Origin of the sequence: Paraburkholderia megapolitana (assembly GCF_007556815.1) — a bacterium.
Taxonomy (GTDB): Bacteria; Pseudomonadota; Gammaproteobacteria; order Burkholderiales; family Burkholderiaceae; genus Paraburkholderia; species Paraburkholderia megapolitana.
Genome location: NZ_CP041745.1, coordinates 2280245 through 2296630 on the forward strand (window position 1 = coordinate 2280245; position 16386 = coordinate 2296630).

At 63.4% G+C, this 16386-nt stretch carries 11 protein-coding genes; 3 read left to right on the plus strand and 8 right to left on the minus strand.

Annotated elements, in window-relative coordinates; translation table 11 throughout:
* Positions 1-51: 51 nt before the first annotated feature.
* Genes FNZ07_RS23435 through FNZ07_RS23445 form a run of 3 tightly spaced genes read left to right on the plus strand, consistent with a single transcriptional unit; the run spans position 52 to position 3523 of the window.
* Positions 52-957, plus strand: a complete 906-nt coding sequence (locus tag FNZ07_RS23435) for an SDR family NAD(P)-dependent oxidoreductase (protein WP_091014725.1) — start codon at positions 52-54, stop codon at positions 955-957.
* Positions 954-2540 (plus strand): flavin-containing monooxygenase, encoded by a 1587-nt coding sequence (locus tag FNZ07_RS23440; RefSeq protein ID WP_091013044.1) that lies wholly within the window; start codon positions 954-956, stop codon positions 2538-2540. The genes FNZ07_RS23435 and FNZ07_RS23440 overlap by 4 nt, the downstream gene beginning before the upstream one ends.
* A complete protein-coding gene (locus FNZ07_RS23445; RefSeq protein ID WP_091013048.1) occupies positions 2537-3523 on the plus strand; it encodes an alpha/beta fold hydrolase in 987 nt (328 codons plus the stop codon). Before FNZ07_RS23440 ends, FNZ07_RS23445 begins: the two co-directional genes overlap by 4 nt.
* Positions 3524-3568: 45 nt before the next feature.
* On the opposite strand, the gene FNZ07_RS23450 is transcribed toward FNZ07_RS23445, so the two are convergent.
* From FNZ07_RS23450 to FNZ07_RS23485, 8 genes are all read right to left on the minus strand, one after another.
* The gene (locus tag FNZ07_RS23450) at positions 3569-5563 is read right to left on the minus strand and encodes a heavy metal translocating P-type ATPase (protein ID WP_091013052.1); all 1995 of its coding nucleotides are present in this window, start codon (positions 5561-5563) and stop codon (positions 3569-3571) included.
* Positions 5560-6702, minus strand: a complete 1143-nt coding sequence (locus FNZ07_RS23455) for an SPFH domain-containing protein (protein ID WP_091013057.1) — start codon at positions 6700-6702, stop codon at positions 5560-5562. The genes FNZ07_RS23450 and FNZ07_RS23455 overlap by 4 nt, the downstream gene beginning before the upstream one ends.
* Entirely contained in the window at positions 6699-7742 is a 1044-nt protein-coding gene (gene hflC / locus FNZ07_RS23460) for a protease modulator HflC (RefSeq protein WP_091013060.1), read from the minus strand. Before hflC ends, FNZ07_RS23455 begins: the two co-directional genes overlap by 4 nt.
* Before the next feature lie 62 nt (positions 7743-7804).
* Positions 7805-9733, minus strand: coding sequence for an SPFH domain-containing protein (locus FNZ07_RS23465; RefSeq protein WP_091013063.1), 1929 nt, complete (start codon positions 9731-9733; stop codon positions 7805-7807).
* Between the two features lie 164 nt (positions 9734-9897).
* Positions 9898-12228, minus strand: a complete 2331-nt coding sequence (locus FNZ07_RS23470) for a GH92 family glycosyl hydrolase (RefSeq protein ID WP_170275823.1) — start codon at positions 12226-12228, stop codon at positions 9898-9900.
* A 371-nt stretch (positions 12229-12599) separates the two neighbouring features.
* Positions 12600-13853 (minus strand): NHL repeat-containing protein, encoded by a 1254-nt coding sequence (locus FNZ07_RS23475; protein ID WP_211367930.1) that lies wholly within the window; start codon positions 13851-13853, stop codon positions 12600-12602.
* A 271-nt stretch (positions 13854-14124) separates the two neighbouring features.
* On the minus strand, positions 14125-14535 hold the full coding sequence (locus FNZ07_RS23480; RefSeq protein WP_091013072.1) for a hypothetical protein: 411 nt from the start codon (positions 14533-14535) through the stop codon (positions 14125-14127).
* A 16-nt stretch (positions 14536-14551) separates the two neighbouring features.
* Positions 14552-16330: a S10 family serine carboxypeptidase-like protein gene (locus tag FNZ07_RS23485; RefSeq protein WP_091013076.1), complete on the minus strand. Its 1779-nt coding sequence runs from the start codon at positions 16328-16330 to the stop codon at positions 14552-14554.
* Between the last annotated feature and the right edge of the window lie 56 nt (positions 16331-16386).

Below are 16386 nucleotides of genomic sequence, written 5' to 3' on the forward strand. Positions count from 1 at the left end.
ATGCGCAGCGCATCGCTGCAGACGATCAAACGGTTCACCAGAAGGATCGACATGAAGAGCTTTAAAGGGAAAGTGGCGGCGTTGACCGGTGCGGGCTCGGGCATGGGCCGCAGTCTCGCCGTCGAACTGGCGCGGCGCGGCTGCGATCTCGCGTTGAGCGACATCAACGAAGCCGGGCTCGCCGAGACGCTGAAGGCTTGCGCCACGTATGGCGTACACGTGACCACGCAACGGCTCGACGTCGCCGATCGCGCGGCGGTATTCGCGTGGGCGGCGCGGTCAGCGCAAACGCACGGACGCATCAACCTGATTTTCAACAACGCAGGCGTGGCGCTGGCCGCCCCTGCCGAGACCGCGAAAATCGAAGACTTCGAATGGATCATGGGCATCAACTTCTGGGGCGTGGTGCACGGTACGCAGGCGTTCCTGCCGTACCTGCGCGCGTCGGGAGAGGGTCACGTCATCAACACATCGAGCCTGTTCGGCCTGATCGCAATGCCCACGCAGAGCACCTACAACGCGAGCAAGTTCGCGGTGCGCGGCTATACCGAAGCGCTACGCATGGAGCTTGAACTCGAGGGCGCTCCCGTCAGCGCGACCTGCGTCCATCCGGGCGGTGTCGCGACCAACATCGCGACGGCATCGCGCGTCGACGACAGCATCAAGAAGTTGACGGGACAGGATGCGGACGCGCACCGGCGCCAGGCCAACCGGTTGATCAACGCGACGCAACCCGACGATGCCGCACGCCAGATACTCGCCGGCGTCGAACGCAACGCGCGACGCGTGCTGATCGGCCAGGATGCACGGCGCGTGGACCTCATCGCGCGCGTGCTGGGTTCCGCGTACCAGCGGTACGTGCTGCGCTTTCACCGCAAGCTGATGAAGCGCCGCGGCCAGTCTCACACGGCGCGTCCCGCGTCGACCGCTCTTCCCTCCCGCAAGGACATCGCATGACGCCCGCTACCCTGGAGCGCACCGCTTCATCGCACGACCAACGGCAACGCGCAGCGCGCACGACCAGCAGCGAAACCGACTACGACGTACTGATCGTCGGTGCGGGATTGTCGGGCGTCGCGGCTGCCCATTACCTGCAGACCCAATGCCCGTCGGCCCGCTTCACGATCCTCGAAAGCCGCAAAACGATGGGCGGCACATGGGACCTGTTTCGCTACCCCGGCGTGCGCTCCGACTCGGACATGTTCACGCTCGGTTATAGCTTCCGTCCGTGGGCCGGCGACAAGGCGATTACCGAGGGCGGACTGATCCTCGATTACATCAAGGACACCGCGCACGCGCTTGGTATCGATTCGTCGATCCGCTTCGGCCACCGGGTGGTCGGCGCCGACTGGAACTCGTCGGAGGCGCGCTGGACTGTGCGCGTGCAGCGCAGCGATGCAACCGGCACAGCGCCCGCCGACGAAATCCGCTACACCTGCTCGTTTCTCTATATGTGCAGCGGCTACTACGACTACGAAGAAGGACATGCGCCGCGCTGGGCCGATATGGAGAAGTTCGCGGGCCGCATCGTGCACCCGCAGCACTGGCCTGACGATCTCGCGTATGCGGGCAAGCGCGTGGTCGTGATCGGCAGCGGAGCGACGGCGGTCACACTGGTACCGGCGATGGCCCCCGAAGCCGCGCACGTGACCATGCTGCAACGCTCGCCGACTTATATCCTCTCGCTGCCCGCACGCGACGCGATCGCGGACAAGCTGCGCAGCTGGTTGCCGGCGAAACTCGCGCATCGCCTGGTGCGCACCAAGAACGTGTTGCTGACGACCTATCTGTACCACCGCTCGCGACGCAAGCCTGAAGAAACCAAGCGGCTATTGATCAAGGCCGCTGCGCGGCAACTCGGTCCCGACTTCGATGTCGCCACGCATATGACGCCGAAGTACAACCCATGGGACCAGCGTCTGTGTCTCGTGCCGAACGGCGATCTGTTCAAGACGGTGCGCTCGGGATCGGCATCGATCGTGACCGACGAGATCGAACGCTTCACCGAAACCGGTCTGCAACTGCGCAGCGGCAAGCGTCTCGACGCCGACATCGTCGTCAGCGCGACCGGGCTGAAGGTCAAGATGCTGGGCGGCGCGACGGTCTCCATCGACGGACGCCCGGTGTCGCTCAGCGATACCGTTTCCTACAAGGGCATGATGTACAGCGGCATACCGAATCTCGCGTCGTCGTTCGGCTACACGAACGCATCGTGGACGCTGAAGGCGGAGCTGATCGCGCAGTACGTGTGCCGGCTCATCAATCATATGAAGTCGCACGGTTACGATAGCTGCGTGCCGCGGCTGCCCGACGACGAAGCCGGCGCGTTGCCGGCCGTCGATCTGACGTCGGGCTATATCCAGCGTGCGGCGAACATTCTGCCGCGGCAAGGGCTGCACAAGCCATGGAATAACCCTCAGAACTATCTGCGCGATCTCGCATTGCTGAAGTTTGGAACCCTGAGCGACGGCGCGATGCAGTTTGAGCGACGCGAGCAGTCGGCAACCGTGCTGGAGCAGACTGCGCAGGTGCAATCATGACGGTCGTGATGCTGGGCTTGATCGCCGCGGCTGCGATCTGCATTTTTGTAGCCGTCGGGCTCATGGTGTTTTCAGCCTACGTCGCACGTCGCGTCGAACAGGCGGTTCCTCCACGGGGCAAATTCGTGGATATTGGTGCCGACCGGATTCACTATGTCGACCGCGGCAACGGCCCACCGCTCGTATTCATTCACGGCTTGAGCGGACAGCTGCACAACTTCGCGTATCTGCCGCTACGGGACCTTGAACAGACACATCGCGTGATCGTGCTGGACCGACCCGGCTCCGGCTACTCCGTTCGCGGTGCGGGTTCGTCGGCGGGGATTACCGCGCAGGCGCAGACCATCGCGCGGTTTATCGAAGTGCTTGGACTCTACAAGCCGACGATCGTCGGTCATTCGCTGGGCGGTGCGATTGCACTCGCGCTCGGGTTGAACCATCCGCGCAGTGTCGGCCGTCTCGCGCTGATCGCACCGCTCACGCATATGATCGAGCCGCCTCGGGTATTTACTCAACTGGTGATCCCGTCGTCGTGGGTGCGCGGCATCGTGTCGGTCACGCTTGCCGTGCCGCTCGGTATCCGCAACGGTCCCGCGGCGTTGAAGGCCGTGTTCGCTCCCGAGGCGGCGCCGAAAGACTTCGCGATGAAAGGCGGCGGCCTGCTGGGTTTGCGCCCGCGCGGTTTCCGTGCGGCATCGTCGGACCTCGTGGCGGTGAACGACGACCTGCCCGCGCAGGAACGTCGTTACCCGACGCTGCGCGTGCCGGTCGATGTGCTGTATGGCCGCGGCGATGAGATTCTCGACTGGCGTCATCACGGCGAAGCGCTAACGCGCAAGGTGGACCACGCGACGCTGCATCTGGTGGATGGTGGTCACATGCTACCGATCACGCAGCCTGAAATGACGATGGAATGGCTACGCACGCTGGTGACCGTGCCGACGACGACACAGGCGTCTCACGCGACTACCACTAACGCGTAACGTCCGGGACGCCGCAGCACGACTCATCCTTCGGCCGCTCGCAACTCACATCGTCTTGCCACGATCGCGCACCGGCGCATCCTCATCGATACGCAGCAACCGCCCCGCATTGGCGATCACGATAAACGTCCCGACGTTATGCAGGATCGCCACCCACACCGCACCGAGCACACCGAACGCGGCGAGCGCGATGATCTCGACGGTCCAGATCAGGCCGATCGCCGCATTGATCGTCGCTGTACTGCGGCAGCGACGGCCAAGACGGATGCACATCGGAATACGCCTTAGATCGTCGCCAAGCAGCACGATATCGGCCGACGCCACCGCAATATCGATCCCCCGCTCGCCCATCGCGATGCTCGTCGCGCCGGCCTTGATCGCGAGCACGTCGTTCAGCCCGTCGCCGACCACCAGCGGATGGTGCCCGGCTTCGAGTTCGTGCATCACGTAGTCGAGTTTGTCGTGCGGCAGCGCCTGCGAGACGACGATATCGATCCCGACCTGCGCGGCGAGTTTGTGTGCCACCGCATCGCGATCGCCGGTCAGCAAGGTTTGTCGTTCGAGACCGAGTTCGCGCAGGCTCGCGAGCGCATCGGCGGCTTCCGCGCGCAACGCATCGGCGAAACCGAACCACGCGAGCAGTTTCCCGTTCAACGCGAGTCCGACACAAGGTCCGTCGATCTCGTCCGGCGGCGGTTGCAACGGGTTGACGTGCTCCGCAAGCAGATCCGCGCGTCCGAGCGCCGCTAGACCTTCGGGTGTCTCAGCGACCACACCGAGTCCACGCAACTCGCGGGTCCGCTCGTAGGGCGTTACATCGTGCCCGGCCGCTGCCGCGTAGCGCGCGAGCGCGCGGCTCACCGGATGCGCGCTGCCCGCCCCCAGCCGCGCGGCCAGCCCGACCGCTTGCGCGGTATCGACGCCGGGCTGCGCGAACACTTTCGACACATGCAGTTCGCCATGCGTCAGCGTGCCCGTCTTGTCGATCACCAGCGAATCGATTTCGGCGATCCTGTCGAGAAACGCCGCGTTCCTGAACAACACGCCGTGCCGCGCACCGACCGCAATCCCCGCGATCGCCGTAGACGGCGCGGCGAGCACGAGCGCGCACGGACACGCGGCAACGATCACAGCCAGCATCGCTGACGAATCGGCCGACGTGAACCAGACAATCGCCGCAATCAGCAGCACGAGCGCGAGATAAGCACCCATGTAGCGCTCGAGCACCTGCGTAATCGGTGGCTTGACCTGCTCGGCTCGCTGCAGCAGTTCGATGATCTTGCCGAGCGTCGATTGGGCGCCGGCATGGGTGACCTCGATGCGCAGCGGGCCGTCCAGATTCATCGCACCGCCGAACACCGCAATCCCTTCATCGACGTCGAGCGGCAACGACTCGCCGGTAATCGGTCCGTTGTCGACACTGGACCGGCCGCGCTGCACGACGCCGTCGGCGGGAATCCGCGCACCGGCTGCGACCTCGACCAGATCGCCCGCGCGGATCGCTTCGTAGGCCACTTCCTCGATCGAGCCGTCGGCACGCACGCGTCGCACCTTGCCCGATGTCAACCGGCCGAGCGCGCGAATCGCTTCCTGCGAGCCGAGTACGCTGCGTTCTTCGAGCGCATGGCCGAAGGTCATCACGATCGGTAGCAACGCCGCGGTCGTCATGTCGCCGATCGCCCACGCGGCGAGCATCGCGAGCGCAATCAGGCGGTCGGTGACGCCGTGCAGACTGGGCGATTTCAGGCTGTGCCATGCACCCGCGAACACCGGCCCGGCGACCAGCAGCGATGCGAGTCCTGCAAGAATCTCAGCGAGTTGCGCACCGTCCGGCACGAGATAGCGCCACGCCAGCGACAGCACCAGCAGCCCACCGGCGAGCAGCGCCAGTGCGATCTGTCGCGTCACTGCGCGCCGTTCGGCCGCGGACAGTGCGATCGAAGGTTGGTTGTCGTCCGCGTGGTTGTCCACGTTGTCGCCTGCGTCCAGCGTGGCGGCATCGCCCAGCGCGCTTTCAACGGACTCGCTCTGCACGTTCATTGAATTTTCCCCGGCAGCACCAGATTCGATGCGTCGTGCGGATCGATCGTCGTTACGCGCCCCGCCTTCGACAAGATCTGCTGGATGCGCTCGCGATAAGCGCGCGCCGGCAGGCCCGGGTCGCGCTCGCTATCGAGCGGCGTTTCGAGTTGCAGGATCGTGGTGGTCTCGGCCTGCGCGGTGCCGACGCGTTCAGTGGCGTTGGCCTGAGCGTTCTGCAAGGTTTGATCGGCGGTCTGCTGCGCGTTCTGGCGTATCGTTTCGGCGGCTGTGCGGGCTTCGGCGATATTCCGGTCGGCGGTTTGCAGCGAGGTCAGCACGGCGTTGAAGGCATCGACGGCTGTGGCCGGGAACGACGCCTGTACGTCCATGCGCGCCACCTCGATACCGAGGCCCGCGTGTTGCGCCGCCAACGCGTCGAGATGGCGCTGCACGGCCTGCGCGATATCGCTGCGCAGCCGCTCGCGTTTCGCGGCCATCTGCGCATCCACCGACAACCGCTCGGGGCGCGCCACGAGAATCGCATCGAGATTGCGCGCGGCCGTTACTTCGACGACCGCGGCCGCAACGATCCGCTCGAGCGCCGCGTCGAGCCGCTCTTTCTGCAACACATAGGCATACGGGTCGGTCACGCGGTAATAGAGCGTCGCACTCAACTGGACGATACCGTTGTCGCCGGTCAGCACGTAGCCGGACCCGGCCAGTGCATCGGACAACACCGGTTTGCGCTCGAGCAGCGCTGTTTCGTCGTCGGTATGCGCAGCATCCGCCGCATCGGCTTCAAGTGACGTCGCAGGTGCGGCCAACTCGGCCGCGGTCGGATCGAAGGCCTTCGCGCGTGGGTCGCGTTCGAGCGACGTAACGCGCTGCTCGAGCACGCGTGCGCTGCCCGGTATCAGCAGCACGCTTTCGAACGGCCGCGGCCATGCGACCAGCAAGCCTGCGTCCTGAGTCCGCACGAAGGCACCGAAACGCATGACGACTGCGCGGCTGTCGGCGGGAATGCGCCGGATGTTCGACGCGGCCCACATGCACGCGGCCAGCACCGTGATCGCCGCAATGAACCAGAACGCGACGCGCACCGCCTGGGCGCCCGGTCCGAGCGACGGAGTGTTGGCGGTCTCGGTGGTCGTATTCATGGCGTACGTTTGCCGTTCTTCGCCGGCGGTGGTGCACCGACACCGACGCCGAGGCCACCGGGCCCCTGCACCAGCACGTTGAACGGCGCCGCATCGGTGCGCAGGATCAGGTTCGTGTTCGCGCCGATCACCGAGTTCAGCGTATCGAGCGAGCGCAACATCGTGTAGAGATGCGGGTCGCCCGCGTAGCTCTTGCCGTAGATCGCTGCCGCATCCTTGCGCGACGACGCTTCGATTTCCGCGGCCTTCACATTCGCATCGGCGATCGCGATGCGTGCGTCGCGATCGGCGTCCGAGCGAATCTGCGCCGCTTCGCGACGACCATCCGCGGTGCGTTGTGCGGCTACCGTCTCGCGTTCCGCGCGCATGCGCTCGACGGTTGCCGACAAGGTGACCGCCGGCAAGGTCAGTCGCTCGAGGCCGACCTGCTCGACGTGCACGCCATAGGCCGCGTAGACCTGTGCGTCGACCTGCCGGCGCAACTCTTCTTCGAAAGCGGCGATACGCACCTGGCCCGGATCGGTATTCACGAGCGACGCGAGATCGAAATCAGCCGAGGTGGTTTGCAGCGCGGAGCCGAGCAACGAGCGGATCTGGCGCGCGGCTTCGTCGGGTTCGTTGCGCACGGCGCGCACAAACCGGCCGACGTCGTTCGCGTTGGCCGGCACGCGCCACGCAACGTACGCCTGCACGATGATGCGCAGGCCATCGCGCGTGCCGACGTCCTGCATGCCGCTCGACGTCGTATGCAAGCGCAGATCGACCGCTTCGGCCGCTTCGATCGGCGCGGGCAACCGCCACGCGAGCCCTGGTTGGAGCAACACGCGTACCGGTTCGCCGAAGCGCGTGACGACCGTCGCTTCGCCCGCCTGCACCTGGATGAAACTCGCGACCGCGAACGCCGCGGCGACGCAGAGCACGCACAGCGCGATGCGCCAGTAGTAGCCGCCCCCACCCGCCGATGCGCTGCCGTGATCGTGATCGTCGTCAGCGCCGTGATGGTGGTGATGACCGTGTGCATGCGAATGATGAAGACTCACGATATCTCCCGATGCAACGCTGTGTGCAGCAGAACTGTCTGTGTCGATGAGCGGCGCATGTGTCAGTAGATCCTGTGTTTGCCGGCTGCGTCTGCGGCAGCGGTGGCAGCGGCCGGGCCGTACGGCCGCAGGTCGAGCGTCGCGCGATTGCCGTCCATCAGCCGGTCGTCGATGATCGTCACGTGCGCATTCAGCAGGCCCTTCTGCAAGCCATGCAGGTAGTACTCGAACGCGAACGCCGGACCGCCCACCTGAGCCGCCGCCATGTCGGCGCTGAAACTGGTCTGCTGTACCCGCGCGGCAGACGTAATCTCTGCGGCCTCCGCATCCGCTCGCGCGGTGGCCGAATGGGCCTGTTGCTGTGCCTCGCCAAGCGCTTGCGCTGAGGCACCGCTCGCCTGCGCGACACTCGCCTGAGCGAGAATCTGCGCTGCCTGCACACTGTGGTACGCGACCGATGCGCCCGCCGGCGGATGCACGCTCTCGATGATCACCGCGACCACATCGATACCGCTTCTCGCGCTGTCGAGTTGCGCCTGGATCGCGTGCTTCACGCTATCGGCCATGGCGGTCTGACGTGTTTCGAGCAGCGATTCGAGCGTATGCGACGCGAGGTAGCGCACCACCTCGCGATTGGCAATCGCGCGTACCGTGTCCGGCACATCGGCGACGCGATACAACGCCGCGCGCGCAGCCGCATCGGACAAACCGATCCGGTAATCGAGCCGCACATCGGCGTTCACCGTCTGAAAGTTCTGCCGGTCGCCGCTTCCGCCCGCGATCACCTGGCTCGTCTCGCCCTGGTGCGCGACGTCCCACAGACGGTTGAACACTTCGGGTGTGCGAGCATCGGCGGGAACGCGCGGCGCGGCGATGCTGCTGTCCGCCAGCGAACCGGAGACGACGACCTGGTGAACCGCGCCGTTATCGATCGTGCGGGTCGTACCGAACGGCCACGGCAACCCGACATGCAAACCGGGTTGCCAGACCGATACTGGTGCGCCAAAGCGCTCGTAGACCGCGCGCTGATCGGGACCGAGGATCGCGATGCCGGTGAGCAGCCATGCGCACACGCCGACCGTGACGCACGCTGCGGGCAGCAGGCGCACGAAGCTCAGCAACACCCAGTTCTGCCGGAGATCGATACCGTAACGCTTGCGTAACTCGGTGCTGAAACGCGCGAGCGGCGAAGGCCGCCAGCGCAGCAGGCTTGCCAGCAGACTGTCGGGTATGCCGGCATCGCCTTCGCGTGTACGTGGCGGAGCGAACCATGAGAGCACCGCGCGCAGTGCGAATTCGATCGCGATTGCCGCACTGAAAGCCGCCGCGATGCGCAGCGGCCAGCGCGAGGAAACGTTCGCGTAAGCAAGCCATGCCGACGATGCAGCAGCCACGAGCGCAACCGCAAGCGCCACGCGCAGCACATTGGCCAGCGACGCCGATGCGCGCCCGCGCTCGGCACGCATCGACTGGAACAGCTCGGCGACGAGCGTGCCGAAGGCCAGCGCCAGCGCGGCAACGGCGAGCACGAGCGCCGCCTCAGGCGGTTGCAGGGCCGCTGCAAGAACCAGCCGGATCGGCGGATTCCACGCAAGCCACGCCATATAGACCGAGAGCGCCGCGCATGCCAGCACGGCCAGAGGTTGCCAGCGGATCGCACGCAAGGCCGCGCGTACGGCAGCGCCGATAGCGGTCCACCAGGAAAGTCGCCAGATAGAGAGAGAACGTGGCAGCGGCAGCGGATCGTGCGCATCACCCACGTCGGCCACGCCGAGATTCGCCAGTCGCGCGGCAAGCGCAACCGCCAGCACGTTGAACCATGCGCTCGATAGCGCAGCACACCAGCGGGTATCGAACCAGACGCCCTGCACAAACAGCAGACCGCCGAGCAATACCGCCAGCGCCAGGCTGATCGATGTCATCCGCGCAGCGCCAACCGTATCGCTGTGCGTGTGCTCGTTGTCGCCTTGCAACTCATGCGGCATGGACATCCCCGGTGGGCTTCACCTGACCGGTACTGTCTGTATGTTGCTTGTCAGGATTGATTGGGCATCGCCTGTGGCAGGCGAGCCGAATTTAGCGTGCCGGAGTGCGAAACTCAAGCAAATCGTGCGGGCTCCGTTCGAGCGACGGGAGCCCGCGGTCGTAGCAACGCTTATGCACCGCCTGGCGAAGGCGGCACCGGTTGTGCCGATTGATACGCGCCCCATGCGGGGACCGGTGCGGTCGCGCCCAGATTGAAATCGATTGTTGCGCCGTTTTTTACGGTGTCGAACGGCAGCCAGGTGCTGTTGTACGCAGCACCGTTGACCTTCATCGACTGAATGTAAGTTTGCGGCGTGTTGGCGGTGATCGTCAGCGTTTTGCCGTTACCGAAGTAGATCGTCTCGTTCGTGAAGAGCGGGCTCGCAACCGTGAAGCCGGGTTCCGCGGGAATGACCGGGTACAGGCCGAGTGCCGCCCAGACGAACCAGCCCGATGTCGCGCCTTCGTCGTCGTTGCCGGGCAAGCCGGACGGCGTAGCCAGGTACTGGGTCGCGGCGATGTTGGCCACGGCTGCCTGGGTTTTGTCGGGGCGGCTCGTCCAGTTGTAGAGCCACGGCGTGGCGAACATCGGCTCGTTGGTCATGACGAGTTGCGGCTCGAATGCGGTAAGCCGGCTAATCACCGCCTGGTCGCCGCCGAGCATGTTGAAGAGACCTCCGATGTTGAACGGCACCATCCACGTATATTCTTCGGCTGTTCCCTCGACCGGGTCCGACGACGTGTAGGGCGGCCAGCTGCCGTCCTGGTTGCGCGGCTGCAACTGTGTGACCGACACGTTGTTCACCTGGGTCGCATCCGGCTTCATCAGATTGACCCAGCTGTGCGAACGTGCAAGCAGCATCGTTGCGTTCGCCGAATCGCCCATTGCCTGCGCGAAACGCGAGACGGCGAAATCGGTGGTTGCATATTCGAGCGTGGTCGACGACGTGCCGTTGGAATGACTCGAATCGACGACGATGTTGTCGTCGTCGGGTAGATAACCGAGCTTTGTGTAATCGCTCAGGCCCGGCAGCACGGAGATGCTCACGCATTCGGCCGACGGGTTGGTCTCGTCGTTGAGCATGATCTTGAGTGCGGAGGCCGTGTCGAAATCGGTTGCGCCGTATAGATAACTTTGAGCGACGATGGTCGACACGGTATCGGCAGGCATCACGTTGCTGTTGTTCGTGCCTTCGATCCACTGCGGGAATGCGTTGCCACACGCAAGACCGTCGTTGACGAGCGACTGCATCATGTCGCTGACATCGTGCGGAGCAATCACTGCGAGCAACGGCATCAGTAAACGATACGTGTCCCAGCTCGAGAACGTCGTGTACTGCACGCGGGTCTGGCCCGCACTGTTCTTGCCGGTTTGCCCCGGATTACCGCTCGCATCGAGTCCCGACGAACTGCCGAACACCGGGTAGTTTCCATTCACGTCGCTGATCACGGACGGCGCAAGCGATGCGTGATAAAGCGCTGTGTAGAACTTCGTCGTATCGCTTGTGCTGCCGCCGCTCACCTGGATCGTGTTCAGCCGCGTATTCCATGCGGTGTCGGCGTTTGCCGCGGCGGTATCGAATGTGACCAGCGCGCCGTTCGTGCCGCCCTGCTCCTGCTGCAGATTTGCCTGCGCATTGGCAACGCTGGTGTAGGAAAGACCCACGCGCATGTTCACGACGAGCGGTGTACTGGCTACTGGCTTGAACGTCAACGTAGCCTTCGAGCCCTGTGTTTTAGCCGTGAACGACTGGTCGAACGTCGCGTAGAAATAGACGGTGTAGGACTGGCCGTCGTTACAGAAATTGCCGCCGGAGAACGACCCCGATACCGTCGCTGGCGCGCTCTTGCCACCCCAGGCAATCTTGCCACCGGACGAATAATCCTCCGACCGAGCGGTCAACGTCAGTTGCGCCGACTGGCCCGCGGGCCACGTAAAACGTCCGAGCCCGCTGCGCTGCGTCGCCGTCAGTTCCGTATGAATACCGTTGTTAAGCGTTACGCCGTAGTAGCCGGGCTTCGTCGTTTCGTTCGTCGAGGAAAACGCACCGGGGCTTCCGCTTGCCGTGCCCGGCATGACCGGTAGCCCACCGCCGCCATCGTGGCAACCTGTACCGCTCAGATGCGTGAGGCTGAAGTCGCTGATCGTCGTGGCGCCGTCGAAGTACCCCGTCGTGGTCCACTGGTTGATACCGCCTGGGTTCGGCGTATCGGGGCCCCACTGGACCATACCGGCGGGTAGCCCAGCAAGAAGCGAGGTACCGCCGCCGTTGTTCGTCCCGATCCGCTCATTGACGTACTGCGTCAGTTGCATGACGACAGGTGCCTGTGCAACGGGCGCCGGGGAAGCAGTAGGTGTGGCTGCGCTGTCCGTTGGGCCAACCGTTGCACCGCTAGTTGTACCACCCGCAGCCGGCGCTGCCGCAGCCGCACCGCCACCGACCGCTACCGGCGTATTCACCGCGCCATTCATGGAATGAACATCGCCACCACAACCAGCAAGTACACTGGCCATGGATAGCACGAAGATAATCTCCCTGATTTTTCTCACTGTCGTCTCCGCTTTTTCAATTTCGTTTAGCACATCCGCTAAACGAAACGTCTCACCGATGTTTAGCAGGTATGCTAAACAATCTCTTTATATTCAATCGGTTAGAGTATGCGGCTGAGTGTAGACGGGTTGATTCACACGAGTCAACCGCGTCTGCCCAGAACGCGGTGATGACTCATGCATGCGGAATATCGAGTGGTCACTTCTTGTGACACCTGCCACGTTAGCGCAGCGATGCCGTTTCGGACGAAGGCGTCGATCCTGGCGACGCCTCGTTCGGTTTACGGAGCGGGAGGCGTCAGTTTGCGGATCTCATTGTTGGCGATATCGGCCACGTAGAGGTTGCCGCTGGTATCCACCGCAACGCCCAACGGATCGTTGAACGAGACAGCACTACCGATGCCGTTGGCCGAGCCAGACTTCGTCGACCCGGCCAGTGTGGTGACCACGCCCGCCGGTGTGACCTTGCGGATCAGGTTGTTGTTGCTATCGGCCACGTAGAGATTGCCGCTTGCGTCCACCGATATGCCAAACAGACCGTTGAACGAGGCGGACGAGCCCGTGCTATCGGTCGAGCCCAATGCTGGGGACCCGGCCAGTGTGGTGACCACCCCCGCGGGCGTAATCTTGCGGACTTCGTTGTTGCTGACATCGGCCACGTAGACGTTGCCCGCGCCATCAACCGCTACGCCACCCGGGAAGTTGAACGAGGCGGCCGGACCGCTGCCGTCAGCCGAGCCGGCGGCTCCAGCGCCGGCTAGTGTAGTGACCACGCCAGCAGGTGTGATCTTGCGGATCTTGTTGTTGCCGCTATCGGCCACGTAGACGTTGCCGCTGGCATCCACCGCCACGCCATTGGGATTGCTGAACGAGGCAACCGCGCCGGTGCCGTCGGCCGAGCCGACCGCCCCGGAGCCGGCCAGGGTGGTGACCACGCCAGCCGCCGTAATCTTGCGGATCTCGTTGTTGTTGCTATCGGTTACGTACACGTTGCCGTTTGCGTCCACCGCTACGCCAAACGGACCGTTGAACGAGGCGGCCGCACCCGTACCGTTGGTCGAGCCCGCCGTCGCGGAACCAGCCAGCGTGGTGACCACGCCAGCCGGCGTGATCTTGCGGATCGTGTTGTTGTTGCTGTCGGCCACGTAGACGTTGCCGATTGCGTCCGTCGCCACAGCAGCGGGGCCGTTGAACGAAGCGGCAGAGCCAGTGCCGTCGGTCGCGCCGGACGCCAGCGAACCCGCGAACGTCGAGACGGAGTACGTGGCAGGCGCACAGATCACCGCAACGTTGGTCACGTTGGCCGTCACTGAGCCGCTACCGTTGTTGACCGAGCAGTAGATTGTCGGTGACTGCGAACCTACCGTCACCACGTAGCCGGCTTTAATGTTTGCGGGAACGAGCGCCGCAAAAGTAAACGCGCCGTTGCCGGTCAGCGTCAGGCTATCTGAACCATTGTCCAGCAACGTGAGCGTCTCCCCGCCCGACAGGCCGGCAACGGTTCCGCTGACGGTGAAGCCGGGCCATGGCGACACAGGGGGTGCCGCCGAGGTTGACGTTGTTGTCGGTGGTCCTGACGATGTCGACGGGGACGTGCCGGGTGAGTTCGAACCTCCACAGGCAGCAAGGGCCACGCACAGGGCGGCGGCGGCCAGGGGACTTAGCGGGAACAATTTCATGATTGGTTTGCGCAATTAGTAGCGCGGCATGAGGCGCGTGAGTAATCACAGCAGCCGTGCAGCACCGTGATGAGAATTTCCAGAAAAGGCACCCTGCCGTCTAACCCGTCGTCAGGGTGCGGACATTTCATGTGCCCTGCACAGGGCGCAAGATCATCGGCGAATTCGAATGTCCATTGAGGTAATCGAGCACGTCGCCGAAGCTCACTGCGCCCTTGTTCTGGCGGTCGATCTCGCCGAAATGACTCGCGGCCCATCCCCAGCCGCTCGAGAGTGCGCCCTGCTTCGTCATCAGATGCGTCGACGGATTGGCAGCCTTGTCGAACAGCGTTTGCAGATGACTCACGATCGTGCTCTGGGTCAGATCGGGTGTCAGCGACGGCGTGCCGGGCGCGGGCGGCGGCACGCGGTCAAGGCGCTCGCCCACCCGAACGAAGCCACCCTGCAACGCTGGGGTAGCAAACGCCGGGGTCAGCACCGCAGGCGCCATCATCACGGCGGCCAGCAGCGAAAAATTACGCAAAGCCCTCATCATCATGGTCGATCTCCTTGCTTCAACGGGCCGCAGCTGTCTGCACAGCAGTGGTCGGGCTCGAGTAAAAGGTCCGAAGCTGCGCACGCATGGGAGCACGGGACGAGTTGGTTAGATAGATCATATGACCGCCGTCGAAATCGGCAATGGTGATCCGGCCGGCGAGAGCCGGTAGCGCCCCGCCGTTTTGCAGGTCCAGCTCAGTCTGGAAGAACGGGCAGACATTGTCGTGGTAGCCGTGCAGCACGAGGACTTTCAGTTTTGGATCGATCGTCATGGCTTCGACAAGGTCGGGGACACTGGTGTCCGACAAGGCACCGTTGTGATTGTGTACCCAGTAGTTCGCGCCAATGTCGGAGCCATACAGCTGGGTAGGATCGCTCGGTTGATAGCCGGTTTCGCTTTGAATGAGCGGCTTGATCGCGCCATAGAAAGCGGCGTCCTCGTAATTACTGATGCCGTATTTTTGCGGCGATGCCGTGCTAATGCGGCCATCGTACGCATCGAACGCGGAGTTCGAAAGCCCCGAAGACTGGACACTCGACGGATATATTGAAAGACCAATCATGCTGTAATAATTGTTATATTGCGATAAACCACTGAATTGGCTATTTTTTGTCAAAGTGGCCAATGGAATTCCGGTTATTCCTTGTAAATCGTTCAAATATTGGGCTGGCGGATTCGCATTGCCTACCTGGGAAATAAACTGAGTGGTAGTGAAATTCCTCAGCGAGTTCGAATAGTCCGCTTCCGACAGGTTTCCACGTGCGGAACCGAGCCCATACCAGCTGGACACCATACCTTCGGTCGGGAATATGCCAACCGTATTCACGTTCTGATTGGTTGCATAGTTCATCACCGGCGATTGCAGGACATAGCCGGTCAGCACGACCGGCGGTTTGCCGGTCGGGTCGGTCACATAGTGACTGGTGCCCGCCTGCTCCAGAAGATTCGCCACGATCGGCGTACGGATACCGCTATACGATTCGCCATACAGATACTTGGGCGAGCTCTGACGGTTGTAGCGGTTGATGTAGGCCGTAATGAAGTCGCGGAATACCTGCGCATCCATATTGGTGTTCCACAAATCCAGGTTGGTCAGTGGCGCGATGGCTTCGGAAAAACCGCTGCCGGGAATATCGACGTACACCAGATCGGTCTGATCCAGCATCGACTCGGCGTTCGGGATCAGCGGATAGCTGTCCTGCGCGTAGGGACCGGGCGGCACAGCCGGCGCATTCAGGTCGAGGCGCTGCGGCGCCCATGAGCCTAGATGCAGCCATATCGAAGGCTCACCGGGGCCACCGTTAAAGACGAACGTGATGGGTCGCTGATCGTGCGGGATATCGTCGCGCGTATAGGACATATAGAAGATCGACGCTTCGGCGCTCGCGGAACCTGTCGGCGATGTGGGCGGCGCAGCAGCGATCAGATGTCCTGCGCGAGCCTCGTACCCGAATGTCTGACCGTTCAACGTCATGGTCAGGTGTTTTTGCGCGGGCGTTTCATTCACCGAACTCAACGGAAGGTTACCCGCCGCAACCTGGGCATTCGTGGACCCCGCAGCGCCGTTGGGACCGTTCTGATAGCTGGGGTCGCCGGTGAGCGCGTCCTGATCGTTGCCTTCGGCGTAGGCATTGGAATCCTTGACGGCGGAATCGGCGGGCCACACAAATGCCGTGCTGGATGGCGTCGTACCGGTGGTATGCGTGGTCGCCGTGTTGTCGACACTTCCTCCGCAACCCGATAGAGCCAGTGCAGCGAGGGTTAACGGCACGCCCCAAGACGTGATCTTTTGCATTGTTAATGCACTCCCCTGATGATTGCTAAAAGACAATTAACGGCTTTCTGTTGTGA

Bases quoted from the DNA above. Each gene is read 5' to 3' on its own strand.
- FNZ07_RS23435 (WP_091014725.1), top strand. From the start codon at position 52: ATGAAGAGCTTTAAAGGGAAAGTGGCGGCGTTGACCGGTGCGGGCTCG.
- FNZ07_RS23440 (WP_091013044.1), top strand. From the start codon at position 954: ATGACGCCCGCTACCCTGGAGCGCACCGCTTCATCGCACGACCAACGG.
- FNZ07_RS23445 (WP_091013048.1), top strand. From the start codon at position 2,537: ATGACGGTCGTGATGCTGGGCTTGATCGCCGCGGCTGCGATCTGCATT.
- FNZ07_RS23450 (WP_091013052.1), bottom strand. From the start codon at position 5,563: ATGAACGTGCAGAGCGAGTCCGTTGAAAGCGCGCTGGGCGATGCCGCC.
- FNZ07_RS23455 (WP_091013057.1), bottom strand. From the start codon at position 6,702: ATGAATACGACCACCGAGACCGCCAACACTCCGTCGCTCGGACCGGGC.
- FNZ07_RS23465 (WP_091013063.1), bottom strand. From the start codon at position 9,733: ATGTCCATGCCGCATGAGTTGCAAGGCGACAACGAGCACACGCACAGC.
- FNZ07_RS23480 (WP_091013072.1), bottom strand. From the start codon at position 14,535: ATGATGATGAGGGCTTTGCGTAATTTTTCGCTGCTGGCCGCCGTGATG.
- FNZ07_RS23485 (WP_091013076.1), bottom strand. From the start codon at position 16,330: ATGCAAAAGATCACGTCTTGGGGCGTGCCGTTAACCCTCGCTGCACTG.